Origin of the sequence: Pseudomonas sp. NFACC45 (assembly GCF_900113505.1) — a bacterium.
Lineage (GTDB): Bacteria > Pseudomonadota > Gammaproteobacteria > Pseudomonadales > Pseudomonadaceae > Aquipseudomonas > Aquipseudomonas tehranensis.
In genome coordinates, this window is sequence record NZ_FOPO01000016.1 from 25292 (window position 1) to 51219 (window position 25928).

Here is a 25928-nt window from a genome sequence, read left to right on the forward strand (position 1 = left end):
GAGTGTCAGGCGACCCATTGTCGACTGATACACCGCTATCGCGAGCAGGCTCGCTCCCACAGGGAATTTTCATTGTTCAAACTAACGTGTTCAGGCCTTGGCCGGCTCCAACGCCATCTCCACCACTTCCGGGCGCTTGAGCAGCGCATAGGACACCGCCGTCAGCAGACTTCCCGCCACGATCGCCAGCAGATACAACAACGCATGGTTGATGGCGTTAGGGATCAGCATCACGAACAGCCCGCCGTGCGGCGCCATCAGTTTGCAGCCGAAGTACATCGACAGCGCACCGGTCAACGCGCCACCGGCGATGCTGGCCGGGATCACCCGCAACGGGTCCTTGGCGGCGAACGGAATCGCCCCTTCGGAGATGAAGCACAGCCCCAGCACCAGCGCCGCTTTACCGGCCTCGCGTTCGGTCTGGGCAAACTTGCGACGGGCGATAAAGGTTGCGATGCCCAGGCCAATCGGCGGCACCATGCCAGCGGCCATGGCCGCCGCCATCGGCGCATAACTCTGCGACGCCAATAGCCCCACGGAAAACGCATAGGCGGCCTTGTTGATCGGCCCGCCAAGGTCGACACACATCATCGCCCCTAGCAAAACGCCCAACAGAATCGCGTTGGTGGTGCCCATGCTGTCGAGGAAATGGGTCAGGCCATCGAGCATGCCCGCCACCGGCTTGCCGACGATGTAGATCATCACCAGACCGGTAAACAGGCTCGCCAGCAGCGGGATAATCAGGATCGGCTTGAGCGCTTCCAGGCTCTGGGGCAGGCGCGCGTAGCGGTTGATCGCCTTGGCCGCGTAACCCGCCAGGAAGCCGGCGATGATCCCGCCGATAAACCCCGCGCCCAAGGTGCTTGCCAGCATCCCGCCGATCATGCCGGGCGCCAGGCCTGGGCGGTCGGCGATTGAATAGGCGATATAGCCGGCCAGCAACGGCACCATCAGTTTGAACGCGGTGTCGCCGCCGATCTGCATCAGCGCGGCCGCCAGGGTGCCAGGTTCCTTGAAGGCCTCGATGCCGAACACGAATGACAAGGCGATCATCAAACCACCGGCCACCACCATCGGCAGCATGAACGACACCCCGGTGAGCAGGTGTTTGTAGATGCCGGTTTTTTCCGCTTTGGTCGGGCCGCTGGCGCCGCTCGCGGCGCTTTCCTGGCGGCCTTCGGCCAACGCTTTGTTCAGCGTGGCTTCGGCCTGCTTCAAGGCGATGCCGGTGCCGCAACGGTAGATTCTCTTGCCGGCGAAACGCTCAGTGGCAACCTCGATGTCGGTCGCCAGCAGCACCACGTCGGCCTCGGCGATGGCCTCGGGGCTCAGCGGGTTGCGAGCGCCCACCGAGCCCTGGGTTTCCACTTGCAGATCGTAGCCCAACTTCTTCGCCGCTTGCTGCAATGCCTCGGCGGCCATGAAGGTATGGGCAACGCCGGTCGGGCAAGCGGTAATGGCGACCAGACGCGGAGCGCGCTCGGCCGATACCATCGGCGTCTCTTCCAGCACATCCGACTCGGTAAAAACCTGGGCCTCTTCGGCACCACGGCGCAGCAGCGAGTCAACGTCTTGCAGCGCCTGGGCCGGAGTGCTGCGGAACAGACGCTTGCCAACGAACCGCGACATGTCCACCGGGCCGCTGGCAACCAGCAATACCCATTCAGCCGCGTCCAAGGTTGCGGCCGACAATTGACGTTCAGGATGGGCCGCGTCATGGACTTCGACGCTGGTGCTCCAACCCTGGCGCTGGGCCGCCGCGTCCAGCAGACGGGCGCACAACACACTGGTGACCATACCGTTCGGGCAGGCCGTCACAATGGCTAATTTCATTCTTGCGAACCCTCTTATTGTTCGGTCAGGGGGCGCACGCGCACGCCCTGTTCAAGCGACGCCAGCAACGCGGTGTCATGGATACCAAAACCGATCTGCGTCACGGCCATCGCGGCAATGGCCGTGGCGGTGCGCAAGGTCTGCTGCGGTGTGTCGGCACTGAGCAGGCCATGCAGCATGCCGGCCAGCAGCGAATCGCCGGCCCCCACGGTGCTGGCGACGGTGACCTTGGGCGGCGAAGCATGCAACGCTGAACCGACACTGAACCAGTTCACACCGTCGGCGCCGTGGGAAATCACCACGTGCTCGATGCCTTGGGCGTGCAGGCGTTGCGCCGCTTCAGCCTGGGCCAGTTCGCTCACCACCTCGCAACCCAGCGCATCGGCCAGTTCCTCGGTGTTTGGCTTGATCAGCCACGGTCCCGCTGCGAGGGCGACGCGCAAGGCTTCACCGCTGGTGTCGAGAGCTACGTTCAAGCCCAATGCCTTCAAGCGAATGATCAGCGCCTGCAACCATTGCGGGCTGACGCCCCGGGGCAGGCTGCCCGCCACCACCACGACATCGTGGCCTGGGGCGATTTGTTCCAGTCGCTCAAGCAACGCTTGCTGCGCGGCGTCATCAATCACCGGGCCTGGGCCGTTGAGGTCAGTGATGCGTCCGTCCTGCTCGGCCAGCTTGATGTTGCTGCGAGTCTCCCCGGGCACGCGAATAAAGGCGTCGACAAAACCGCGCTGGGCGAACAGCGTGTCGAACGCCTGGGCGTTGTCTTCACCGAGAAAACCACTGACGGTCACTGTGTGACCGAGGTCAGCCAGCACCTGGGCCACATTCACGCCCTTGCCGGCGGCGTGGCTGTGCATGGCATCGCTGCGGTTGACCTGACCGGGTTCCAGCCGCGCCAGCTCCACCGTGAGGTCGAGCGCCGGGTTGAGGGTCAAGGTAAGGATCTTGGCCATTACAGCGCCTCCACTAATGCGCGCACGTCATTGGCGCTGCCCACGGCCAAGGCCTCTTGGGCCAGGATTTTCACCTGCGCCAGACTCACTTCGCGCACCCGCGCCTTGACCTCGGCAATGCTGCGGGCCGAAACGCTCAGCTCGTCTACGCCCAAGCCCACCAGCACCGGCACCGCCAACGGATCGGCCGCCAGCTCACCGCACACGCCAACCCATTTGCCATGGGCATGAGCGGCACGCACGGTGATGTCGATCAGTTGCAGCACCGCCGGGTGCAGGCCGTCAGCCTGGGCCGAAAGGGTTGGGTGACCACGGTCGATGGCCAGGGTGTATTGCGTCAGGTCGTTGGTGCCGACACTGAAGAAGTCGACTTCCTTGGCCAGCACCGGCGCCAGCAGTGCCGCGGATGGCACCTCGATCATGATCCCCAGTTGCAGGTCCGCCACCGGGATCTCCAGACGCAGGCGCTCGGTCATGTCCCGGGCCTGACGCCATTCATCGACGCTGCCGACCATCGGGAACATGATCCGCAACGGACGGTTGTCCGCCGAACGCAACAAGGCGCGCAATTGCGCTTCCATGACTTGCGGACGCTGCAAAGTCAGGCGAATGCCGCGCACGCCGAGGAACGGGTTCTCCTCTTTCGCGATCGGCCAGTACGGCAGCGGTTTGTCGCCGCCCACATCGAGGGTACGCACCACCAGCGGCCGCCCGGCCAGGCCATCGAGCACCTTGCGGTATTCGGCTTCCTGAGTCGCTTCGTCCGGCGCCTGGGTGTGAGCCATGAAAATCAGTTCGGTGCGCAACAGGCCGATGCCTTCGGCGCCCTGCTCCACCGCACTGGCGACACCGGCGCTCTCGCCGATGTTGGCGAATACTTCCACGGCGTGGCCGTCACGGGTCAACGCCGGTTGATGACGTTGTTCGGCAGCAACCTTGAGACGTTGCTCGCGGGTGTCGCGCTCTTCGGTGGCCCGTTGCAGCGTGGGCGCGTCGGGGTCCACGTGCAAGCGACCGCGCTGGCCGTCCAACAACAGGGAAGTGCCCGGTGCCAGCAGCAACACCGCCGCTCCGGCCCCCACCAGCGCCGGGATACCCAAGGCTCGCGCGACAATGGCGCTGTGGGCAGTGGCGCCGCCACGCGCGGTGAGAATCCCCGCTACGCGAGCGGGGTCCAGACGGGCGACGTCGGATGGACCCACTTCGTCCATCACCAGAATGTAAGGTTGCTCGGGTTCGCTCGGGGTTTCGACACCGCACAGTTGCGCCAGCACACGTCGACCGACGTCCCGCAGGTCGGCGGCACGTTCGGCGAGCAGCGCGTCCTGCAACGCTTCCTGTTCTTTGGCAGCCGCTTCGATCACGCCCATCCACGCCGCTTGCGCACTTTCGCCCAGCTTCAATCGGGTGTCGACCTCGTCGGTCAGCGCCGGATCGTCGAGCATCTCCTGATGGGTGATAAAAATTTCGCGGATGGCTTTGGCCTTGGCGCGTTCGACCAGACCTTCGATATCGCGGCGCACTTGGTTCAAGGCGTTTTGCAGACGCTCACGCTCGATGGCCGCCGACTCGCCGCGCAACGGATAATCGAAGGCCTGCAACACCTGGATGTGGGCCGGGCCGATGGCAATGCCCGGCGCGGCGGCAACGGCCTGGATCAAGCTGCCGGACTCCGGCGCCAGCATGACGGTAGCCACTTCGGCCATGGTGGTTTGTTGTGGCGCACTCGGTGGCGGCAGCGGCTCGACTTCTTCGCCCAGGCCTTCCTCGATCGCGGCCAACAGGGCCGGCAAGGCGTCGGCGGCGATGCTCGGTTCGGCGATGAACTCCAGGACCTGGCCGCGACGGGCGCCCAGGCTCAGTAACTTGCTCAGGCTCTTGACCGACACGGCGCTGTCCTGGCCGTCGACGATGCGCACGCGGATCTCGCCTTCGAAGCTTTTGGCCAGTTGCGCGAGGATCTTCGCCGGACGCGCGTGCAAACCATGGGCATTGGCCAGGCCGATGCGGGCGCTGGGCCAATCGGCGGGCAGTTCGCCGCCCAACACTTCCAGGACCTTGCGGCTGCTGGTGGCGCGCCCCAGTTCATGACCGCGACCTTCGATCAACAACGCACAGAGCCTTTCGAGCAAGGCCTGGTGCGCCTCGCCGAGGCTGGCGAGACAGAACAGACCGCTCAAGGGCTGACCGAGGTAACGGATGGGCTTGTCCGGCGTGACGAAGGCCAGGCCCGGACGCTTGACGGTCTGTTCGCTGTGCAACCACCACAAACCATCGCCCAACGGCAACGCCTCGACCTGCTGCAACACACCGGCAAAGCCGTTGCTCACACAGTCGGCTTGGCGCAGCAGACGGGCACCGCGCCAGACCAACTCTTCGAAATCGTCGGCCGACACGCCAAGACCGATCATCTGCGCATCCAGGGCCAATTCCTGCGGGGCGCCTTGCAACAGCTTCAACAGCGCTTCGGCCGAGCCTGCGCGGCGCAAGGCCTGGCCCAGGTCGGTCTCGCCGAGGGCGCGGGTCAGCAGTTGCAAAAGACGCAAGTGTTCGTCGGACTTGGCCGCGATACCGATCGCCAGGTAAACGATCTGCCCGTCGCCCCAGTCCACACCCTCGGGGAACTGCAACAAACGTACACCGGTTGAGTAAACCAGATCGCGGGTTTGCGGGGTGCCGTGGGGGATGGCAATACCTTGGCCAAGAAAGGTCGAGCCCTGGGCCTCGCGAGCCTGCAAGCCGGCCAGGTAACCCTCGGCTACAAGGCCATCGGCCACCAGTTTGTCAGCGAGCAATTGCAGCGCGGCGTCTTTATCCACAGCCGTCTGGGCCATGGATATCTGCTCTAGAGTGAGCTCGAGCATGCTTTCTCCTTTTTGGCGTCGGGTTGGCGCCAGGTATTGTTTTGAATGAATCAGCTTAGCGTTACAGGACGACTTTTGGCGCTATCGCGGCAGACGGGCCAAAAAATCCTGCTAACCTTGAAAATACGCTTGCTGAAACGTTTAATCTAGAAAGATTGGCACGTTACTCGATAATCTCTCATCCTTGAAGTGCAACTTGTCGCCGCCGTTGCGACAGCAACCGTCATCCTGAATCGGGTAGGATGCCCCTCATTGTCGGGGCAAACTCGAAAAAACAAGGAAAACCGGGTTGAAACTCAGTGATATCGCCCAGTTGGCCGGTGTGTCCGTGACCACCGCCAGCTACGTCATCAATGGCAAGGCCGAACAGCAACGCATCAGCAGCGCCACCGTCGAACGTGTGCGCGCCGTGGTCGAGGAGCATGGCTTCACGCCCAACCCCCAGGCTGCCGGGTTGCGCAGCCGGCATACGCGCACGCTGGGTTTCATCCTCCCGGACCTGGAAAACCCCAGTTACGCGCGCATCGCCAAACTGCTGGAACAGGGCGCCCGAGCGCGGGGCTATCAATTGCTGATTGCCAGCTCCGACGATGCGCCCGAGAGCGAACGGCAACTGTTGCAACTGTTCCGCGCCCGGCGCTGCGACGCGCTGATCGTCGCCAGTTGTTTGCCGGCCGGGGACGACAGTTATCGCCAGTTGCAGGCCAAGGGTATCCCGATCATCGCCATCGACCGGGTGATGGAGCCTGCGCATTTCTGCTCGGTGATCAGCGATGACCGCCAGGCCAGCCTGCAACTGACCCGTAGCCTGCTGCAAACCCATCCCCGCCAGATCGCGCTGATCAGCGCCCGGCCCGAATTGAGCATCAGCCAGGAACGCACCGCCGGGTTCAACGAAGCCCTGGCCGGGTTCGAAGGCCAGGTGCTGATCGAGCACGGCGAGTCGTTCAGCCGTGAATGCGGCCGCCAGTTGATGGAAGAATTGCTTGCGCGACTGGGACACCTGCCTGATGCGTTGATCACCACCTCCTATGTGCTGCTGCAAGGGGTGTTCGACGCCCTGCACGATTTCCCGCTCAAGTCGCGTCCGCTACGGTTGGGCACCTTTGGTGATACGCAACTGCTGGACTTCCTGCCGCTACCGGTCAACGCCATGTCCCAGCAGCATCAACTGATCGCCGACAAGGCCCTGGCGCTGGCCCTGGCCGCCATCGAAAACGATGATTACCAACCCGGTGTGCAGGCCATCGCACGCACGTTCAAGCAGCGCATTCATCAGGGCTGAGCATTCTTCAGGATTGAAGCATGGAACTGATCGATACCCACACCCATCTGGATTTCCCCGACTTCGATGCGGATCGCCCGGCGCTGCTGGCCGAAAGCCGCGCCTTGGGCGTCCGGCAGATGGTCGTGCTGGGGGTGTATCGGGACAACTGGCAACGGGTCTGGGATCTGGTGCAAACCGACCCGGACCTGCACGCAGCCCTGGGCCTGCATCCGGTGTATCTCGATCAGCATCGTCCCGACGACCTGGGGCAATTGCGCCAGTGGCTGATCCGCCTGGCCGGGCACCGGCAGTTGTGTGCAGTGGGGGAAATCGGCCTCGATTACTACATCGAAACCCTGGACCGTGAGCGCCAGCAGACGTTGTTCGAGGCGCAACTGCAACTGGCGGCGGAATTTGAATTGCCGGCGCTGATCCACGTGCGCCGCAGCCATGCCGCCGTGATCGCTACGCTCAAGCGCATGGGCCTCAAGCGCGGGGGGATTATCCACGCCTTCGCCGGCAGTTTTGAGGAGGCTCGCGAGTACATCAAGCTCGGCTTCAAGCTCGGCCTCGGTGGCGCCGCCACTTGGCCTCAGGCCCTGCGCATGCATCGGGTACTGGCAAAACTGCCGCTGGACACGGTGGTGCTGGAAACCGATTCGCCGGACATGGCCCCGGCGATGTTCCCCGGCCAACGCAACAGCCCGGCGCATTTGCCGGCCATTTGTGAAGCACTGGCTGGGATTATGTCGATCAGCCCTGAGCAGTTGGCAGAAGCCAGCACGGCCAACGCCAGCCAATTGTTCAATTGGTGACCCCCTGTGGGAGCGGGCTTGCTCGCGAAGGCGGTGTATCAGGTGATCTCATCATTGACTGACACAACGCCTTCGCGAGCAAGCCCGCTCCCACATTGGATTTGCGGCGAATCAGCCAGAATCACACCCGAAACGCATTGATCAACTGCTTGAGCTGCACCACCTGGGCGGACAACTCACGGCTGGCGTCCTCGGTCTGGTGCGCGCCTTCGGCGGTGCGTTCACCGGCGCGGTTGATCTCGACGATGTTCTGGTCGATGTCATGGGCCACGGCCGTCTGCTGCTCCACCGCGGCGGCGATCTGCTGGTTCTGGTCGACGATCATACCGACGGCACCGAGGATATTTTCCAGCGCCTGCTGGACCTTTTCCGACTGCCCCACCGTGCCACTGGCCATCTCATGACTGGTGCCCATGGCTTTGACGGCAGCGCCCACGCCGCCGTGCAGGCGGGTGATCATTTCTTCGATTTCTTCGGTCGATTGCTGGGTGCGCTTGGCCAGGGTCCGCACTTCGTCAGCCACCACCGCGAAACCGCGCCCCTGCTCTCCGGCCCGTGCGGCTTCGATCGCAGCGTTGAGTGCCAGCAGGTTGGTCTGTTCGGCGATGCTCTTGATCACGTCCAGCACACGACTGATGGCCTGGCTGTCAGTCGCCAATTGATTGATCACCTGCACCGACTGATCGATCTCGCTGGCCAGGCGCACGATGCTGCTCTGTTGCGACTCCACCAGCCCGCGCCCGCTGAGGGTTTCGTCGTTCACGCTGTGGGCGCTACTGACCGCCGCGGCAGCGCTGCGAGCCACTTCCTGGGCGGTGGCCGACATCTGGTTCATCGCCGTGGCGACCAGTTCGATCTGGCTGCGCTGGCCGGACACGGCCTGGTTGCTCTGGGCCGACACCGCCTCCACCTGCCCGGCCTGGCGCTCGACCTCGGCAACGGTCCGGCCGACCTGTTCGATCAGGTCATGGATCTTCGCCACCGTGCCATTGAACACTTCACCCAACTCCCCCAACTCATCCTTGCTGCGCGCCACGAAGTTGACTGTCATGTCGCCCGCTGCGACTTTGTCCATCATCTCGCCGAGATGTTTGAGGGTGGTGCGGGTCGAGGCGTAGAAGCCTGCGTACAGGTAAAAGATCAGCAGGAATACAGCGACCAGCGCCACCGCTTGCAGCACCATGTGGCTGCGATTCTGCTCCAGGCGATGCTGCAACTGCACGTCCAGAAAACCCAGGGTCACATCGTTCAGTCGGTAGGTCTGCTCCATCAGGCTGCTGACCTGCTCGTAAAACGGCAGCCAGGGTGCATCCAGCGTGTCAGCCATCACCACCTGCTCTTCGATCAGTTCTGCGGCTTTCTTCAGGGTCGCCTTGCTGCCTTCGGCCTGAGTGGCAAGCGCCTGCTCGGCCGCCTTGCTGGAACCCAGGGCGTCCTGGAGCTTGAGGTCGTATTCACCCTGCAGCTTTTCGATTTGCCCCAGCAACTCGTCGAACCGGGTGCTCGACGCCGAATTGAGAAAGCCCAGGCCCAGGGACGCAGCGCCCAGCGCACGGCCTTCACCCAGGGTTTGGGTAACGTTGGGGGTCACGCCGATGATCAATTCACTCAGTTGGCGGATGTCGCCCTGATTGTCGCGGCTCAGGCCAGCCTGGCTGGCGATGATTTGACTGAACATCTGCGCGCTATTGAGCAGCTTGCCGATCAGTGCGCTTTTGCTTTGCAGGGAGCGCTCGGCCTGCTGGGCCTTGAAAGCGGCAATCATTTCGTCGCGCTTGGCAGCGAACGCGCTGACCTGTTCAGGATCGACGGCCATGGCGTTCAAGCTCTGCAACCGCGCCAGGACCTGTTTTTCAAGGGTGCCGATCTTCGCCTCCACGTCCCCGGCCTTGCCGGACTGACCGAGGCTGGCATTGATCTGCACCAGATTGTTCAGGGTTTCCAGGTCGCGCCGTAGGGTCAGGCTGTTGCCCAGCAGGTCGAGGCTTTGCAGCTCCACTTGCGTGCCCTGGAATTCGCGATAGGACTCGCGCACCAAAAAGAAATTGGTCACCAGCATCGGCAGCAGGAACAACACGCTGATCAAGCTGAACTTCATGCCGAAGCTCAGGCGGTTCATCAGCGCGACGGCGGGCCAGAGCAAACTCTTCACAAGGAAGTCTCCCGGTTGTATTTCTTGTTTTTATGGGCAGGCGCACAGAGACAGCAGATAGCCACTATTTGGGCGCTGTCCCTGTATAGCCTAAATCGGCGGGAAGATTTGTAACTTAAGGTTAACGACGAGCCGTGGCACGGTTCTTGTGGCGAGGGGATTTATCCCCGCTGGGGCGCGAAGCGGCCCCTAGCTATCTTAAAGCCCGCAATCAATGGGGCTGCTGCGCATCCCAGCGGGGATAAATCCCCTCGCCACAGAGCGTGCGCTCGCCTAAGCCAGCAGCGTCCACAACGCAAACCCGGCATACCAGAGCACCGCGGCACGCAACAACAGCTCCCACAGCCGATCCAGGCTGTTGATGCCGTCCGGCCCGGCAACAGGGTCGGGAATCTCGCCAGCCACCAGCCCGACCTTGCCGATCAGATCTGCCGCGCTGATGTTCCAGTTCAGCAACTCATGCAGCATGACCCGGCTGACTGCTACGAAGTTGCCCACCAGGGCGAAGCTTGCGGTCAGCAGCCGCACCGGCACCCAATCGAAGGCATGACGCAGTTGCGTCGCCCGCTCCGCCACACCGGGGTTCTGACTGTGCTCGGCGGCCAGCGCCAGCAGGCGATAGCTCAGCGCCGCCACCGGCCCCAGCAGGAAATACCAGAAAATCACCGCAAAAAAACTCTGATAAGCCTGCCACAGCAGATGCCCCTGGACCCGTTCCAGCAACTGCTCGCCACTATCGGCCTCAATATTCAGATCGCGCTTGGCCACATGGTCGGCCGCTTGCAGGTCTTCCCGCCGCCAGGCGTCACGAAACGGCCCCAGGTCAGCGAGCAGATCCCCTCGACCCAGGCTGTAAATCACCACCAGCAGATGCACCGGCAAAGCCAGCAGACCATAGGCCACCGGTTCCAACACCCACAGCAACAGAGCCAACAGCGCCACCGGCAGCAGGATCAGCACAATCAGCACCAGCCAGGGCCGGTTGACCCAGCGCGGGCCGGTCTCGAGTTTGTTCAGTTCGCGCAGCCAACCGCCGTCACGCTGGACCCGATGGCGCAACGCCGAGAACTTCTCGATCCAGATCGCCAGCAGCAGTACCAGAAAACTCATTGCCCTTCCCCTTCTGTCAGAGCCGCGCGGTAGCGCGCCCAGTCGAATGCCGGTCCCGGATCGGTCTTGCGACCCGGAGCGATGTCGCTGTGCCCGCAGATGCGCTGCAGCGTGATCGCCTTGAACGCCGCCTGCAACTGCCGGGTCAGGCAGACCAAGGCGGCATATTGCGCGTCAGTGAAGGGCAGATCATCGGTGCCTTCCAGCTCGATGCCCAGGGAAAAATCGTTACACGTCTCCCGCCCTTCAAAGCACGAAACGCCCGCGTGCCAGGCACGATCCAGACAGGAGACAAACTGGGTAATCGCGCCATCACGCTCGATCAGAAAGTGCGCAGACACACGCAGATCGGCGATACCGGCAAAATAGGGGTGTTGCGTGACATCCAGACGATTCTGGAAGAATTCCTGCACCTTGCCCGTGGAAAACTGTGCCGGCGGCAGGCTGATGTTGTGGATCACCAGCAGTGAAATTTCGCCCTCGGGGCGCGCATTGAAGTTGGGTGATGGGCAATGCCGCACGCCATCGCACCAACCACTGGCGGGGTCCAACTGCATACAGGTTCCTTCGATGACGTCAGTGAATGCCGCCAGTATGCCGCGATCGGCCCTGGCTGTGCGATCACTTGCCGCGATTGAGCTGACGCAGATTGCCCAGCACCGATTCCAGCGCCCGGTCGAACAGCAAGGTGTCGTCCAACAGACGCGCCGTTCCCCGGCGAAATTCCAGGGCCAGGCTGGTGCGGCTGTGCTCCAGCACTTTAAGGCCGGTGCGGTTGACGAAGACGTATTTGCCGGTGGCCTCGATGATCGCCGCCAGTTTGCAACGCAAGCTGTTGTCATCGTCCTCCTGGAACTCAACCCAGCTTCCCAATCGCAACTGATCGACCTGAAGCAGGCCCACATCATCGGCCGGCAGGTGCACTGCAGTGTCCTCCGAAGCCTTTTGAGCGGTGCGCAGGACAACTTTCTCCGAGACCAGGACCATGGCCGGCGAATTTAACGACTGGGTTTGTTCCGTTGCCTGTCCCATGCGTTCGAGGGCCAGCACGTGGAGGGTTTCCAGCTCGCTGAAAAACTCGCTGGTGGCAAACGGGTCGAACGCCGAACGGCTCAGGCCTTCACGCAAGGCTTTGAGCAGCTGCGGCACTATCGTCAGCAAGCGCAGGCCGGCATCCGGTTCTTCGTGAGGCTGGACGCTCCAGATCAGTTGTTCCAGCGTCAAAACGTCGGCCTGCCACTCGGCTGAATATTTGCCGTGCTTGAAGCAGGTCAGCAATAACACCTGGCTCCAGGCGTGTTGCACGAACTCCACCACCGCCTGCGGCAACACTTTGCCCAGCATGACTTGGTTCAGCACGCCTTCGACGCGCAGGCGCGCCAGTTCGGCCTTGGCCCGACCTTCTTCGGCGTCACGAATGCGCTGTTCGAGCAGTTCGCTGCGACGTCTTTCATCGCTGGTGAAGGCGAGGAAATCGGCCAGCAATTCAGAGAAGATCGCCGGGTCATCGACAAAATCATTCAACAACCGCTGCACCACCTGTTCAATGCGCAGATAGAGGCTGTCGCGCTGATGGTCGTCGCAATCGCCCCAGCCCGTGGCAGCAGCGGCGATTTCATTGAGCAGCCGGCGGGCCGGATGATTGCCCCGGCTGAAAAAGCTCTTGTCCTGCACCGCAACCTTGAGCATCGGAATCTGCAGACGACCGATCAACGCCTTGAAGGAGTCCGGCAGGTTATGGTCGTCGAGAATGAATTCAAACATCATCGAGATCAGGTTGATCACGTCTTCATCGGCGTCGTCGACCACCCGCGACTTGCCGCTTCGCACGCTCACCCGGGTCAGCAACTGCTCGAGCTGGCTGCGCAGGTCGAACTCATCCTCGATGGCTGGCGCCGGCACGTACTGCTGCAAATGGGAAAGCAGGCGCAGCAAATCACGGGTCGAGATCGGCTGGGCCGGTGCGCTGGCCTCCAGGGTCGGCGCCACACTGCCACGTACCTGCATCAATAGTTTCTGCAACGCAGCAAACACTTCCTGCACGCTGTCATCGACTTCGGCAGCCTTGGGGCCGGCACTTTCAGTCTTGGTACGCGGGGCGTCATCGGTGCGATCCGAGGCCCTTCGCGATGGCGAAATCTTGAGATCCGGCAGGATGCCCGTAGCGGCCAGCAACTGGTTGGCCTCGGTATACAGTTGATCGCACTCGCTGAGCACATAGCGCTCGAACAATTTGAGCAAGATCAGCTTGACCTTGATCTCCACCCCCAGGTTGCGACCGGCCTGTAGAAAGTTTTCACACAAAAGCGCCGGGCTCAAAGGGTTCTGCTGGTTTGCCAGCGGCCTGGTCAACAGGACGCTGAGCCGCGCCGTTAGTTGCTCAAGAGCCACGCTATCGCGACTGAGCACGCGGGTGACCATGGCCTCCACCGCCAGATGACGCTCCAGGTCATCATGCGTGCGCTGAACCTGAGGGCCGCCGGCCTGCGCCGGCGCCAAAGTGGCTTGGGTCGGATCGTATTGGGCAAGGCTGACGAACGCTTCGAAAAACTGCTCGATAAATTCGCGCTCAATGCTTTTGCGCTTGAGGCGCAAGTCCCGCATGGCTTCGAAGAACAAGTTCTGATCGACATCGTTGCGCGCCCGATCGGCCATTTCAAACAGCGTGTCGTCGGCATTGTCGAACAGCCCCTGCAAGCCCAGGCGCAACTGCTGGGCGGCCTTGTCGCGCACCTGAAGCAGAATCACAGGCAGGCGGGCGAGCGGCGAACGGTTCGCCTGATCGGTAGAAACCTTGTGCAAGGGCACTACATTCCCGTCGTTGTGCATCCTGGTCTCCTGAAAGGGTGCTCTTGCGTTCGAAACGTCAAAGCCATGACGTCAATCGAAAGGCGGATTATCTGGTAAAAGAACCCGGTCATGCCAGCAGAGTCTGTGACCCAGGTCGAAATACTCCGCAATAAGTGACCAAACAATCGGGGAAATGTTGCGAGGATGCGACCAAATGCAGGTTTCGATGCCTGGCGCAGACGTCCGGCTCCGCCCCCCCCATAAGGAACATTGTTTGTGAGACAAGCCACTGGCCCTATAATCGGGCCACTTTGTTTGTGGAGCCCGTTATGCCGAATCTACGTCTCGCCGATCTGACCGCCGAAATCGAGGCTAACGTGCGCCGCGCGTTGCTCGAAGACATCGGCAGCGGCGACATCACCGCGCAACTGATCCCCGCCGAACGCCTGGCCAAAGCCACCATCATTACCCGGGACGCCGCGGTCATCAGCGGCACGGCCTGGGTCGATGCCGTGTTCCGGCAACTGGACCCGCGCGTCGCCGTGCATTGGCAAGTGCGCGATGGCGACCGGGCAAGCCCCGACCAGGCGCTGTTCCACCTCGAAGGCCCGGCCCGCTCGCTGCTCACCGGCGAACGCAGCGCGCTGAACTTTCTGCAGATGCTTTCTGGCGTGGCCACCCGGGCCCGCTACCTGGCCGACTTTGTTGCCGACACCCAGGTCAAGCTGCTGGACACTCGCAAAACCCTCCCTGGCCTGCGCCTGGCCCAGAAGTACGCCGTCACCTGCGGCGGCTGCCATAATCACCGCATCGGCCTCTACGATGCCTTCCTGATCAAGGAAAACCACATCGCCGCCTGCGGCGGCATCGCCCAGGCCATTGCTGCCGCCCACAAGATCGCCCCGGGCAAACCGGTGGAAATCGAAGTGGAAAGCCTGGCCGAATTGAAAGAAGCGCTGGCGGCCAATGCCGACATCATCATGCTCGACGAACTGAGCCTGGATGACATGCGCGAAGCCGTGCGCCTGAACGGCGGCAAAGCGAAGCTGGAGGCCAGCGGCGGGATCAACGAAAGCACGTTGCGCCCGATTGCCGAGACCGGGGTGGACTACATCTCGATCGGGGCAATGACCAAGGATGTGAAAGCGGTGGACCTGTCGATGCGGCTCAGTCTCTGAGCAGCTTCAAGGCTCAAGCTGCAAGCTTCAAGCGGTGTGACGCTTGTCTTGCAGCTTGTAGCTGCTCTCAAACTACAAGATTATTCATCTCGCAGTATTCATCCCATTCCACACCCAGCACCTCGGCGGCTTCCTTGTGCAAGGCAAGGCGCTGTTCCTCGAACTCTTCAGGTGTGCTGGTGTACTTGAGCGTCAACTCCCAAGGCTGTAACCCCTGGGCTTCGGCCTCATCCTCAAACGCCCATTGGATCTGGTCTTTCTGATCGTCGGCGGACAAGTCCTTGATCTCTTCAAGCAACTGGGGCGCATCCAGCACGTATTTCTTCAGCGCCTCTTCGTGCCTGGCTTCCTGGGTCAATTCTTTAACGGTCATGGCGTTCTCGCTGATCTTGGGAATGGAAGATGGATCTGGATCATCAAGGATCTCTCTGCCGCAGAAACCGTTACAAGCCCGGTTTTCCTGGCCTTCAGAACCATTCGGGGATCATCTGAAAACTGCTTGGCGATGCTCGTGCAACCACGAATATAGGATGTTTTGCCGATGATTTACACGGCTCTTTACATCTATTCCACAAAAAACAGTTGCGCAAGGTGCGCAGGAAGCTGGGAACATATGTCATAACATCCGGCCATAGCCATGTGCCACATCAGCATTTCACAAGGAACCCAGTGATGCGCAGTTTTTCCAAGCTTCCCTCTACCCGGCTTGCGACCGCCACCTTGCTGCTCGGCAGCCTGACAATGGCCAGCCTTGCTCAAGCCGCTGTCGAAGCCACCTCCGACTTGCCGTTGGCGTCCGACACAATTCCTGCTCTTCGAAACTCATTTGATAAGGACATACTCGTCAAGACCAACATCAGCGTAGGGGCCTTGGAAAACCTGCCAAAAACGGTGAAGGACAACGCCGCCGAGCTGGAAAATCAAAAGCGCACCCTCCACGAGCAAGCTCGCCAGATTGAGGAGCTCAAGCGCAACAGTGGGACCAGTTCCAACTCCAGCAGTAAGGAGATTGAGGATCTCAAGCGCACACTCAAGGACCAGGAAAGCGATCTGAAAGACCTTGCCAAGCAAGTGGAAGAACTCAAGCGCAACAGCGGCTCCAACTCGAGCTCGAACAACAGCGAAATTTCGTCCCTGAAACGGGAACTCAGCGATCAGGATCGCGAGATGGATCAGCTCAAACGCACTGTCGATGAACTGAGCAGAAAGGTGAAATAGCGAGGGGAAATGGTGCCCGAGACAGGAATCGAACCTGCGACCTTCGCGTTACGAGTGCGCTGCTCTACCGACTGAGCTACACGGGCGGTGGCTAAACCTAGCATCGTCCCCTGCGGCCAGGCAACCCGCGACACAGGGATTTTCGCCGCACAGCAAAACGCCCCGAACCAGTCGGGGCGTTTGCTTGTTCAGCGACTAAGCGAGGGGGTGATTAAACGCCCGACGCCTTGGCTGCCGCTACGTCCTTGATGGACAGCTTGATACGGCCGCGGTTGTCCACGTCCAGTACCAGCACTTCCACTTCCTGACCTTCTTTGAGGATATCGGTCACTTTCTCGACGCGAGCATCGCTCAGCATGGAGATGTGAACCAGACCGTCCTTGCCCGGCAGGATGTTGACGAACGCGCCGAAGTCGACGATGCGCTCAACCTTGCCGACGTAGATCTTGCCGATCTCGGCTTCTGCGGTGATGCCCAGGACGCGCTGACGTGCTGCTTCTGCCGCTTCCTTGGTTTCGCCGAAGATCTTGATCGAGCCGTCGTCTTCGATGTCGATCGAAGCCTTGGTCTCTTCACAGATTGCACGGATGGTCGCGCCGCCTTTACCGATGACATCACGGATTTTGTCGGTGTCGATTTTCATCGCGATCATGGTCGGGGCGTTTTCCGACAACTCGGTACGCGACTGACCAATGATCTGGTTCATCTGGCCGAGGATGTTCAGGCGCGCTTCCAGGGCTTGGCCCAGGGCGATTTCCATGATCTCTTCGGTGATGCCCTTGATCTTGATGTCCATCTGCAGTGCGGTCACGCCTTTGGCGGTACCGGCCACTTTGAAGTCCATGTCGCCCAGGTGGTCTTCGTCACCCAGGATGTCGGTCAGGACGGCGAACTTCTCGCCTTCTTTCACCAGACCCATGGCGATACCGGCAACTGGAGCCTTCATTGGCACACCGGCGTCCATCAGGGCCAGGGAAGCGCCGCAGACCGAAGCCATGGAGCTCGAACCGTTGGACTCGGTGATTTCCGATACCACACGAATGGTGTACGGGAACACGTCAGCGGCTGGCAGCATGGCCTGGACCGAACGACGGGCCAGACGGCCGTGACCGATTTCGCGACGACCGGCGCCACCCATGCGACCACACTCGCCCACCGAGAACGGAGGGAAGTTGTAGTGCAGCATGAACGGGTCTTTTTTCTCGCCTTCCAGGGTGTCCAGCAGTTGCGCGTCACGGGCGGTGCCCAGTGTTGCAACGACCAGGGCCTGGGTTTCGCCACGGGTGAACAGCGCCGAACCGTGGGTCTTTGGCAGAACGCCGACTTCAATGTTCAAAGGACGCACGGTGCGAGTGTCGCGACCGTCGATACGTGGCTTGCCGTTGACGATGTTTTCGCGAACGGTGCGGTATTCGATTTCACCGAAAGCGGCTTTGACTTCAGCGGCAGTCGGCTGGCCTTCTTCACCGGACAGCTTGGCAACCACCTGGTCTTTCAGCTCGCCCAGGCGCGCATAACGATCGGCCTTGACGGTGATGGTGTAAGCCTGGGAGATCGCTTCGCCGAACTCGGCACGGATCGCGCCCAGCAGTTCGGTGGCTTCGGCTTGTGGAGCCCAGGTCCAGGTTGGCTTGGCGGCTTCGGCGGCCAGTTCCTTGACGGCGTTGATCACCACCTGGAACTCATCGTGGGCGAACAGTACGGCGCCCAGCATCTGGTCTTCGGTCAGCTCTTTGGCTTCGGACTCAACCATCAGCACAGCTTCGGAAGTACCGGCCACGACCATGTCCAGGCTCGAAGCTTTCAGTTGCTCGTAGGTCGGGTTCAGCAGGTAACCGGTGCTTTCGTGGAACGCAACGCGGGCAGCGCCGATCGGACCATCGAAAGGAATGCCGGAGATCGCCAGCGCGGCCGAAGTACCGATCATCGCAGCGATGTCCGGATCGGTCTTCTTGCTGGTGGAAACGACGGTGCAGACAACCTGCACTTCGTTCATGAAACCTTCAGGGAAAAGCGGACGGATCGGACGGTCGATCAGTCGGGAAGTCAGGGTTTCCTTCTCGGAAGGACGGCCTTCGCGCTTGAAGAAACCGCCAGGGATCTTACCGGCAGCGTAAGTCTTTTCCTGGTAGTGGACAGACAGAGGGAAGAAGCCCTTGCCTGGATCGGCTTGCTTGGCACCGACAACGGTCACCAATACGCTGACGTCGTCGTCAACGGTGACCAGCACTGCGCCGGAGGCCTGACGGGCGATACGGCCAGTCTCGAGGGTAACGGTCGACTGACCGAACTGGAATTTTTTGATTACCGGGTTCACGGTGTCCTACCTTCTTTGTGGCTCTTGGGGAACTTGTCTTCTTGCGAAATTCTTGGGCAGTGCGGGGAATCGGCCCAACGACTGTCCAGATAAAACTTGAGGCTGGGAGCCTGCCGGCTGCCGGCGCAAAACGCAGGCAACAGGCAGACAACCAACCTCATAGCGCAATCGCTGATTAGCGACGCAGACCCAGGCGACCGATCAAGGTGCTGTAACGACTTACGTCCTTACCCTTGAGGTAATCCAGCAGCTTACGACGCTGGTTTACCATGCGGATCAGACCACGACGGGAGTGGTGATCTTTACCGTTGGCCTTGAAGTGACCCTGCAGTTTGTTGATGTTGGCGGTCAGCAGTGCAACTTGCACTTCTGGCGAACCAGTATCACCAACAGCTTGCTGGTAGTCGGTCACGATCTGAGCTTTTTCTTCAACGCTGAGTGCCATGTGGCTTTCCTCTTGTAAGGTACCGTTCCCAAGGAAACCGTACCAACAGGCCAGGGACAAATCCCTGTATCTATAAATGAGTAGTGACCGTGCCTGTTAACAGCCACACTCGCCAACCTGCTGTTACACAGGCTGGTTCCGGTCATTCCGACCGAATCAGTCGACGCGGCGCAATGCGCCCGTCTTCGCTCACTTCACCGATACCGATGAAGCGGCCATTGTGATCCTGTACCCGTACCATGCCGAACTTCGGTGCATCCGGGGCACGTACCGGTTGGCCGTTGAGCCAGTAGAACGCGCTGTGCTCGGAGAACTGCAACAGCGGCCAGTCCAGCAAGCCGCTGTCCGATGGCATCAGGAAACGGTCGACCGCTTCGTTGCCGCCTTCGGCATGTACCGCTTCGAGCTCTTCCAGCGTGACCGTCTGGGCCAGCGTGAAAGGTCCGGCCTGGGTCCGTCGCAGTTCGGCCACGTACGCACCACAGCCGAGCTTTTCACCGATATCCTCCACCAGGGTCCGGATATAGGTGCCCTTGCTGCAATCGACTGCCAGCCGCGCAGTATTACCGTCAAAGGCCAGCAATTCCAAGCGCGCAATAGTAACAGAACGCGGTTCACGCTCCACTACTTCGCCTGCACGGGCCAGCTTGTATAACGGCTGGCCATCACGCTTGAGAGCAGAGTACATCGGCGGTATCTGGCTGATTTGGCCGCGAAAACCCGGCAACACAGCCTCGATATCAGCCTGACCAACGGTCACCGGCCGCTCCAGCAACACCTCACCTTCGGCGTCCGCCGTGGTGGTGGTCTTGCCCAGTTGCGCCAGGGTTTCATAACCCTTGTCGGAATCGAGCAGGTACTGGGAAAACTTGGTCGCCTCGCCAAAACACAGTGGCAGCACGCCGGTGGCCAGCGGATCGAGACTGCCGGTGTGCCCGGCTTTCTCGGCATTGAGCAGCCAGCGAACCTTCTGCAACGCCGCGTTGGAGGTGAACCCCAGCGGCTTGTCGAGCAGGATGATGCCGCTGACGTTACGGCGGATACGTTTGACCTGAGCCACCATTTACTCCTTGGTGTCTTCGGGTTCAGCCGCAACCGGGTGCTGACTGTCTTCAGCCACGGCGCGCTCGATCAGGGCCGACAGATGCGCGCCCCGCACGACGCTTTCGTCGTAGTGGAAGTGCAACTGTGGAACGCTGCGCAACTTCATCTCCCGGGCCAACTGCATACGCAGGAAACCGGCAGCCGAGTTGAGCACCTTGATGCTTTGGGCGATTTCTTCGGCGCTGTCCTGCCCCATCACGGTGATGAAAATCTTTGCATGACCGACGTCACGGCTGACTTCCACTGCGGTAATGGTGACCAGGCCGACGCGCGGGTCTTTGACTTCGCGACGGATCAGTTGGGCCAGCTCGCGCTGCATCTGATCGCCGATTCGTTGGGTACGGCTATATTCTTTTGCCATGTCTTGTTACCTGTTACTGCCCCACGGTCAAACCCGTGAGGTCTGAAAGCGGCAAACGCCCGGCCTGACAAAAGCCAGACCGGGCGTTGCGTTTAGAGTCCGCCTGAGTGGCAGCGCATGTTCATGCGGCTGCCCAGTACGGCTCTTGAAGTACGCGAGTCAGAGGCTGCGAGCAACCTGGACCTTCTCGAAGACTTCGATCTTGTCGCCGACCTTGACGTCGTTGTAGCTCTTGACGCCAATACCGCATTCCATGCCGGCACGGACTTCCGAAGCGTCATCCTTGAAGCGGCGCAGGGATTCCAGCTCGCCTTCGAAGATAACGATGTCTTCACGCAGTACACGGATTGGACGGTTACGGTGAACGACACCTTCGATCACCATGCAACCGGCGATCGCGCCAAACTTCGGCGAACGGAACACGTCACGCACTTCAGCGGTACCCAGGATGTTCTCGCGAACATCGCTGCCCAGCATACCGGTCAGGGCTTTCTTGACGTCTTCGATGATGTCGTAGATCACGTTGTAGTAACGCATATCCAGACCTTCCTGCTCGACGATCTTGCGAGCGCCGGCATCGGCACGCACGTTGAAGCCAAACAGTACAGCGTTGGAGGCCAGTGCCAGGTTGGCGTCGGACTCGGTAATACCACCGACACCGCCACCGACCACGCGCACTTGCACTTCGTCGTTACCCAGGCCGTTCAAGGCGCCGTTCAACGCTTCCAGCGATCCACGGACGTCGGATTTGAGGACGATGTTGAGCGTCTTCTTCTCTTCCTGGCCCATGTTCTCGAAGATGTTTTCCAGCTTGCCGGCGTGAGCACGAGCCAGTTTGACTTCGCGGAACTTGCCTTGACGGAACAGAGCCACTTCACGGGCTTTCTTCTCGTCAGCCACAACGCTCATCTCGTCGCCAGCGTCCGGAGTGCCGTCCAGGCCGAGGATCTCGACCGGGATAGCAGGACCTGCTTCCTTGATGGGCTTGCCGTTCTCGTCGAGCATGGCACGTACACGGCCGTAGTTCGAACCGACCAGCACCATGTCGCCCTGGCGCAGGGTACCGTCTTGAACCAGAACGGTCGCAACCGGGCCACGGCCCTTGTCGAGACGGGATTCGACGACCACGCCACGGCCAGGAGCCGAAGGTGTAGCGGTCAGTTCCAGAACCTCGGCTTGCAACAGAACGGCTTCGAGCAGTTCGTCAACGCCAGTACCCATCTTCGCGGAGACCGGTACGAATGGAGTGTCGCCGCCCCACTCTTCGGAAGTCACGCCATGAACCGACAGTTCGCTACGGATGCGATCGAGATCGGCGCCCGGCTTGTCGATCTTGTTCACCGCAACCACCAGAGGGACGCCAGCTGCCTTGGCATGCTGAACAGCTTCGATGGTTTGTGGCATCACGCCGTCGTCCGCTGCGACCACCAGGATCACGATGTCGGTCGCTTTGGCACCACGAGCACGCATTGCGGTAAACGCAGCGTGGCCCGGGGTGTCGAGGAACGTCACCATGCCGCGGTCGGTTTCAACGTGGTAGGCGCCGATGTGCTGGGTGATACCACCCGCCTCGCCTGCCGCAACCTTCGCACGACGGATATAGTCAAGCAGGGAGGTTTTACCGTGGTCAACGTGGCCCATTACGGTCACGACCGGCGCACGGGAAACCGCCTCACCTTCAAACTTCAGGGACTCGGCCAGGGAATCCTCCAGGGCAGTGTCGCTGACCAGGGTCACTTTGTGGCCCAGCTCTTCGGCAACCAGTTGGGCAGTTTCCTGATCCAGTACCTGGTTGATGGTCGCCGGCGTACCCAGCTTGAACATGAACTTGATGATTTCAGCAGCCTTGACCGACATCTGCTGGGCCAGATCGCCCACAGTGATGGTCTCGCCGATCTTCACTTCACGCACGACAGGGCCGGTAGGGCTCTGGAAACCGTGGGCGTTGCGCTTCTTCAGCTTGGCCTTGCCGCGACCGCCACGACGGAAGCCATCGCTTTCTTCGTCGGTGGTACGTGGCGCAACGCGTGGCGCCGGCGCCTTTTCCTTGACCGAAGCACGATGAGGAGCGTTTTTGCGCTCGCCATCGCCACTGCCCCGACGGTTGTCGTCGGCACGTGGTTTGTCCGGACGACGCTGTTCGTCGCGCTTGCGAGTATCGGCCGCAGGTGCTGGAGCTGCTGCCAGGACCGGCGCGCTTTCACGCACGGGTTCGGCTGCCGGGGCTGGAGCCGCAACGGCTTCGGCCGGAGCGGATTGCGCAGCAGCAGGCTGGCGACGCGCTTCTTCTTCGGCGCGACGCTTGGCTTCTTCTTCAGCCTTCTGACGTGCAGCATTTTCTACTGCGCGACGTTCTTCCAGTTCGCGTTTGCGCTCGGCTTCGATTTCTTCCGGGCTGCGCTGTACGAAGACTTTCTTCTTGCGTACTTCAACGCTGATGCTTTTGCTACCGGCAACACGCAGGGTGCTGGTGGTTTTACGCTGCAGAGTGATCTTGCGCGGTTCTTCCACTTTCGCCTTGTGACTGCTCTTCAAGTGAGTCAGCAGGGACTGCTTCTCACTGTCGGTCACATGTTCCTCGGCGGCGGTGTGCGGCAGACCTGCCTCACGCATCTGCTGCAACAGGCGCTCTACCGGTGTTTTGACCTCATCGGCCAGTTGTTTCACCGTGACTTGCGTCATGCACTTCTCTCCTCAGGCCGCGCCTAATTACTCGAACCAGTGGGCTCGGGCGGCCATGATCAACTTGCCGGCACGATCATCGTCAATGCCGTCGATGTCGAGCAGATCGTCAATAGACTGCTCGGCCAGGTCTTCGCGGGTAATTACGCCGCGCACCGCCAGTTCCATCGCCAAATCCTTGTCCATGCCCTCAAGCGAGAGCAGGTCTTCGGCCGGATGGGCGTCTGCCAGCTTTTCCTCAGTAGCGATGGCTTTGGTCAACAAACGATCCTTGGCCCGAGCGCGAAGCTCGTTGACGATGTCCTCGTCAAAGCCGTCGATGTTGAGCATTTCCTCCACCGGTACGTAGGCAATCTCTTCCAGGCTGGTAAAGCCTTCATCCACCAGCACCTGCGCCAGTTCTTCATCGACTTCAAGCTCTTCGATGAAGTTGCGCAGGATATCGCCGGTTTCAGCTTGCTGCTTAGCCTGGATGTCCGATTCGGTCATCACGTTCAGTGTCCAGCCAGTCAATTGGCTAGCCAGACGCACGTTCTGACCACCGCGACCGATGGCCTGAGCGAGATTGTCTGCGCCAACGGCGATGTCCATTGCATGGGCATCTTCGTCGACGATAATTGCCGCCACTTCAGCAGGCGACATGGCGTTGATCACGAACTGAGCCGGGTTGTCGTCCCACAGGACGATATCCACACGCTCGCCGCCCAACTCGCCGGATACGGCCTGGACACGCGAACCACGCATGCCAATGCAGGCACCTTGCGGGTCGATGCGCTTGTCCTTGGAGCGGACCGCGATCTTGGCACGCGAACCCGGATCACGGGAGGCGGCCATTACTTCGATCAGGCCTTCAGCAATTTCCGGCACTTCGATGCGGAACAACTCGATCAGCATTTCCGGCGCGGTACGCGACAGGATCAGCTGCGGGCCCCGGTTCTCGGTGCGGATTTCCTTGAGCAGCGCACGCAGTCGCACGCCAACCCGGAAAGTTTCGCGAGAAATGATGTCTTCACGGGCCAGCAACGCTTCGGCGTTGTTGCCCAGGTCGACGATCACGTTGTCGCGGGTGACTTTTTTCACGGTGCCGGAGATGATTTCCCCCAGGCGCTCGCGATAAGCATCGACGACTTGCGCACGCTCGGCTTCGCGAACTTTCTGCACGATGACCTGCTTGGCGGTCTGCGCAGCAATACGACCGAACTCGATGGATTCGATCTTTTCTTCGACTACATCACCTACCTTGGCGCCAGGATGCGTTTCTGCAACCTTGCTTGGCCAGGTTTCGATAGCCGGATCGTCCAGGTCGGCTTCTTCGACTACCGTCCAGCGACGGAAAGTCTCATAGGCACCGGTGTGACGATTGATTTCCACACGCAAATCAACTTCGTCTTCAAACCGCTTCTTGGTAGCAGTGGCCAGGGCCAGCTCCAGCGCTTCAAAAATAACGTTAGCCGGTACGCCCTTTTCATTGGATACCGACTCAACAACCAGCAGTACTTCTTTGCTCATCGTACGCCTCGCCTTTCGCAAGCCATTGGATCCGCGGGATCCGCAGTATCTGGCACGTATCAGTCAAAACTGGGAATAATGTTGGCCTTGTCGATCATATCGATCGGCAACAGGAACTCATGGTCTTCTACCTGCACCACGACATCCTGCTCTTCTACACCGCGCAGAAGGCCTTGAAAGTTGCGTCGACCTTCGAAGGGCGAGCGCAGCTTGATCTTCACTTGTTCACCGGCAAACGAAGCGAACTGTTCAAGGGTGAACAGAGGGCGTTCCATGCCAGGCGAGGAAACTTCAAGGGTGTATTCGGAAGTGATTGGATCTTCGACATCCAATACACCGCTGATTTGACGGCTGACGATGGCACAGTCATCCACCAATACGCCGCCTTCCTTATCGATATAAACGCGCAACAGTGAGTGGCGACCTTGAGCCGAAAACTCAATACCCCAGCATTCATAGCCAAGGGCCACGACCACCGGGGCCAACAAGGCCTGCAACTGTTCTAGCTTGCTCGACACCTGAACCCCCTCGTGCATGTTTGTGCATGCTGTGCAAATAAAAAAAAATGGGCGAATAGCCCATCCCTGAAACGCCGTTGAACAGCGGCGTTATAAAGTGTCCAGCTAACAAAAAGCCCCTTGGAAGGGGCCCCTGAAACTGGTTGCGGGAGCCGGATTTGAACCGACGACCTTCGGGTTATGAGCCCGACGAGCTACCAGACTGCTCCATCCCGCGACAAAGCTGGGGCGGAAGTATACGACCGATCCCTTACAGGGTCAATGTAACCCTTCCACCTACAAGAAAGCCCGCAATCGCGGGCTCTCCTGATAATTGGTACCGAGAAGGGGACTCGAACCCCTACACCCTATGGGCACAACCACCTCAAGGTTGCGTGTCTACCAATTCCACCACCTCGGCAATACAGCGTTTGAAACCTTCTTACTTCTGCTCTTGAGCTGGAGGTACGTCAGTCGCTGGATTGGCCGACTGTTGCTCTTGAAGCACCGGTACATCATCAGAAGCCGGTTGTTGCTTTGGTACTTCCAACACCGCTGGGTTTGGCAAACCTACTTGAGTCAGCTCTTGAGCCTTCTCTTTAGCAAAGTAACCTAACCCCAAGCTGGTTATGAAGAAACCGGCGGCGAGTATAGCAGTAAACTTACTAAGAAAGGTAGAGGAACCTTGGCTTCCGAACACAGTATTTGAAGCACCTGCACCGAAAGACGCACCAGCATCCGCACCTTTACCCTGCTGCAGCAATACCAGGGCAACTACACCCAATGCACCCAGCAGATGAAAAACGACTACGACTGTTTCCAGCATTTTT

The 25928-nt window shown here is 60.4% G+C and carries 20 protein-coding genes, 3 tRNA genes and 1 pseudogene; 4 read left to right on the top strand and 20 right to left on the bottom strand.

What is annotated here, in order from left to right; translation table 11 throughout:
• Nucleotides 1-90: 90 nt before the first annotated feature.
• From BM132_RS25650 to ptsP, 3 genes are read right to left on the bottom strand one after another with little or no spacing between them, the layout of a single operon-like run.
• Nucleotides 91-1833: a PTS fructose-like transporter subunit IIB gene (locus BM132_RS25650; RefSeq protein ID WP_092459590.1), complete on the bottom strand. Its 1743-nt coding sequence runs from the start codon at nt 1831-1833 to the stop codon at nt 91-93.
• Between the two features lie 14 nt (nt 1834-1847).
• A complete protein-coding gene (gene pfkB / locus BM132_RS25655) occupies nt 1848-2789 on the bottom strand; it encodes a 1-phosphofructokinase (RefSeq protein ID WP_092394239.1) in 942 nt (313 codons plus the stop codon).
• A complete protein-coding gene (ptsP, locus tag BM132_RS25660) occupies nt 2789-5653 on the bottom strand; it encodes a phosphoenolpyruvate--protein phosphotransferase (RefSeq protein WP_092459592.1) in 2865 nt (954 codons plus the stop codon). Before ptsP ends, pfkB begins: the two co-directional genes overlap by 1 nt.
• 289 nt (nt 5654-5942) lie before the next feature.
• On the opposite strand from ptsP, the gene cra reads away from it, so the two are divergent.
• Together cra and BM132_RS25670 are read left to right on the top strand one after the other, a co-directional pair.
• Entirely contained in the window at nt 5943-6938 is a 996-nt protein-coding gene (gene cra, locus BM132_RS25665) for a catabolite repressor/activator (RefSeq protein WP_092459594.1), read from the top strand.
• Between the two features lie 20 nt (nt 6939-6958).
• Nucleotides 6959-7735, top strand: a complete 777-nt coding sequence (locus BM132_RS25670; RefSeq protein WP_092459596.1) for a TatD family hydrolase — start codon at nt 6959-6961, stop codon at nt 7733-7735.
• 121 nt (nt 7736-7856) lie between these two features.
• Here BM132_RS25670 and BM132_RS29020 read toward each other — a convergent pair whose 3' ends face one another.
• The 5 genes and pseudogenes from BM132_RS29020 to BM132_RS25690 form a co-directional block, all read right to left on the bottom strand.
• Nucleotides 7857-8786 carry a methyl-accepting chemotaxis protein gene (locus tag BM132_RS29020; RefSeq protein WP_370695208.1) on the bottom strand — a complete coding sequence of 310 codons (930 nt, stop codon included), beginning with the start codon at nt 8784-8786 and terminating at the stop codon, nt 7857-7859.
• Nucleotides 8763-9854 (bottom strand): annotated as a pseudogene (locus tag BM132_RS29025) (methyl-accepting chemotaxis protein); the annotation flags it as partial. The pseudogene BM132_RS29025 and the gene BM132_RS29020, both read right to left, overlap by 24 nt.
• 306 nt (nt 9855-10160) lie before the next feature.
• Nucleotides 10161-10997 carry a regulatory signaling modulator protein AmpE gene (ampE, locus tag BM132_RS25680; RefSeq protein ID WP_092394254.1) on the bottom strand — a complete coding sequence of 279 codons (837 nt, stop codon included), beginning with the start codon at nt 10995-10997 and terminating at the stop codon, nt 10161-10163.
• Nucleotides 10994-11554 (bottom strand): 1,6-anhydro-N-acetylmuramyl-L-alanine amidase AmpD, encoded by a 561-nt coding sequence (gene ampD, locus BM132_RS25685; protein ID WP_092459598.1) that lies wholly within the window; start codon nt 11552-11554, stop codon nt 10994-10996. Before ampD ends, ampE begins: the two co-directional genes overlap by 4 nt.
• Nucleotides 11555-11618: 64 nt before the next feature.
• The gene (locus BM132_RS25690) at nt 11619-13826 is read right to left on the bottom strand and encodes a DUF1631 domain-containing protein (protein WP_092459600.1); all 2208 of its coding nucleotides are present in this window, start codon (nt 13824-13826) and stop codon (nt 11619-11621) included.
• A 290-nt stretch (nt 13827-14116) separates the two neighbouring features.
• Between BM132_RS25690 and nadC the strand changes: the two genes are divergently transcribed.
• A complete protein-coding gene (gene nadC / locus BM132_RS25695; protein ID WP_092459602.1) occupies nt 14117-14965 on the top strand; it encodes a carboxylating nicotinate-nucleotide diphosphorylase in 849 nt (282 codons plus the stop codon).
• A gap of 67 nt (nt 14966-15032) precedes the next feature.
• Here nadC and BM132_RS25700 read toward each other — a convergent pair whose 3' ends face one another.
• Nucleotides 15033-15338, bottom strand: coding sequence for a DUF6388 family protein (locus BM132_RS25700; RefSeq protein ID WP_092394266.1), 306 nt, complete (start codon nt 15336-15338; stop codon nt 15033-15035).
• A 299-nt stretch (nt 15339-15637) separates the two neighbouring features.
• On the opposite strand from BM132_RS25700, the gene BM132_RS25705 reads away from it, so the two are divergent.
• A complete protein-coding gene (locus BM132_RS25705; protein WP_092394269.1) occupies nt 15638-16183 on the top strand; it encodes a hypothetical protein in 546 nt (181 codons plus the stop codon).
• A 10-nt stretch (nt 16184-16193) separates the two neighbouring features.
• On the opposite strand, the gene BM132_RS25710 is transcribed toward BM132_RS25705, so the two are convergent.
• The 11 genes from BM132_RS25710 to secG all read right to left on the bottom strand — a co-directional run bounded on the left by BM132_RS25710 (nt 16194) and on the right by secG (nt 25924).
• Nucleotides 16194-16269, bottom strand: a tRNA-Thr gene (locus tag BM132_RS25710).
• Between the two features lie 125 nt (nt 16270-16394).
• On the bottom strand, nt 16395-18500 hold the full coding sequence (gene pnp, locus BM132_RS25715; RefSeq protein WP_047229052.1) for a polyribonucleotide nucleotidyltransferase: 2106 nt from the start codon (nt 18498-18500) through the stop codon (nt 16395-16397).
• A 175-nt stretch (nt 18501-18675) separates the two neighbouring features.
• Nucleotides 18676-18945, bottom strand: a complete 270-nt coding sequence (rpsO, locus tag BM132_RS25720; RefSeq protein ID WP_024684882.1) for a 30S ribosomal protein S15 — start codon at nt 18943-18945, stop codon at nt 18676-18678.
• A gap of 142 nt (nt 18946-19087) precedes the next feature.
• Entirely contained in the window at nt 19088-20005 is a 918-nt protein-coding gene (gene truB / locus BM132_RS25725) for a tRNA pseudouridine(55) synthase TruB (protein WP_076383530.1), read from the bottom strand.
• Between the two features lie 3 nt (nt 20006-20008).
• The gene (gene rbfA / locus BM132_RS25730; protein ID WP_003177871.1) at nt 20009-20410 is read right to left on the bottom strand and encodes a 30S ribosome-binding factor RbfA; all 402 of its coding nucleotides are present in this window, start codon (nt 20408-20410) and stop codon (nt 20009-20011) included.
• Between the two features lie 159 nt (nt 20411-20569).
• Entirely contained in the window at nt 20570-23092 is a 2523-nt protein-coding gene (infB, locus tag BM132_RS25735) for a translation initiation factor IF-2 (protein ID WP_092394272.1), read from the bottom strand.
• Nucleotides 23093-23119: 27 nt separating this feature from the next.
• The gene (gene nusA, locus BM132_RS25740) at nt 23120-24601 is read right to left on the bottom strand and encodes a transcription termination factor NusA (protein ID WP_047229054.1); all 1482 of its coding nucleotides are present in this window, start codon (nt 24599-24601) and stop codon (nt 23120-23122) included.
• Between the two features lie 59 nt (nt 24602-24660).
• A complete protein-coding gene (gene rimP / locus BM132_RS25745; RefSeq protein WP_025211790.1) occupies nt 24661-25119 on the bottom strand; it encodes a ribosome maturation factor RimP in 459 nt (152 codons plus the stop codon).
• Nucleotides 25120-25259: 140 nt separating this feature from the next.
• A tRNA-Met gene (locus BM132_RS25750) sits at nt 25260-25336 on the bottom strand.
• Nucleotides 25337-25433: 97 nt separating this feature from the next.
• A tRNA-Leu gene (locus BM132_RS25755) sits at nt 25434-25519 on the bottom strand.
• Nucleotides 25520-25540: 21 nt separating this feature from the next.
• Nucleotides 25541-25924, bottom strand: a complete 384-nt coding sequence (gene secG, locus BM132_RS25760) for a preprotein translocase subunit SecG (RefSeq protein WP_047229055.1) — start codon at nt 25922-25924, stop codon at nt 25541-25543.
• Between the last annotated feature and the right edge of the window lie 4 nt (nt 25925-25928).

Bases quoted from the DNA above. Each gene is read 5' to 3' on its own strand.
- BM132_RS25650 (WP_092459590.1), bottom strand. From the start codon at position 1,833: ATGAAATTAGCCATTGTGACGGCCTGCCCGAACGGTATGGTCACCAGT.
- pfkB (WP_092394239.1), bottom strand. From the start codon at position 2,789: ATGGCCAAGATCCTTACCTTGACCCTCAACCCGGCGCTCGACCTCACG.
- ptsP (WP_092459592.1), bottom strand. From the start codon at position 5,653: ATGCTCGAGCTCACTCTAGAGCAGATATCCATGGCCCAGACGGCTGTG.
- BM132_RS25670 (WP_092459596.1), top strand. From the start codon at position 6,959: ATGGAACTGATCGATACCCACACCCATCTGGATTTCCCCGACTTCGAT.
- BM132_RS29020 (WP_370695208.1), bottom strand. From the start codon at position 8,786: ATGACAGTCAACTTCGTGGCGCGCAGCAAGGATGAGTTGGGGGAGTTG.
- ampE (WP_092394254.1), bottom strand. From the start codon at position 10,997: ATGAGTTTTCTGGTACTGCTGCTGGCGATCTGGATCGAGAAGTTCTCG.
- ampD (WP_092459598.1), bottom strand. From the start codon at position 11,554: ATGCAGTTGGACCCCGCCAGTGGTTGGTGCGATGGCGTGCGGCATTGC.
- BM132_RS25690 (WP_092459600.1), bottom strand. From the start codon at position 13,826: ATGCACAACGACGGGAATGTAGTGCCCTTGCACAAGGTTTCTACCGAT.
- nadC (WP_092459602.1), top strand. From the start codon at position 14,117: ATGCCGAATCTACGTCTCGCCGATCTGACCGCCGAAATCGAGGCTAAC.
- BM132_RS25700 (WP_092394266.1), bottom strand. From the start codon at position 15,338: ATGACCGTTAAAGAATTGACCCAGGAAGCCAGGCACGAAGAGGCGCTG.
- BM132_RS25705 (WP_092394269.1), top strand. From the start codon at position 15,638: ATGCGCAGTTTTTCCAAGCTTCCCTCTACCCGGCTTGCGACCGCCACC.
- rpsO (WP_024684882.1), bottom strand. From the start codon at position 18,945: ATGGCACTCAGCGTTGAAGAAAAAGCTCAGATCGTGACCGACTACCAG.
- rbfA (WP_003177871.1), bottom strand. From the start codon at position 20,410: ATGGCAAAAGAATATAGCCGTACCCAACGAATCGGCGATCAGATGCAG.
- infB (WP_092394272.1), bottom strand. From the start codon at position 23,092: ATGACGCAAGTCACGGTGAAACAACTGGCCGATGAGGTCAAAACACCG.
- nusA (WP_047229054.1), bottom strand. From the start codon at position 24,601: ATGAGCAAAGAAGTACTGCTGGTTGTTGAGTCGGTATCCAATGAAAAG.
- secG (WP_047229055.1), bottom strand. From the start codon at position 25,924: ATGCTGGAAACAGTCGTAGTCGTTTTTCATCTGCTGGGTGCATTGGGT.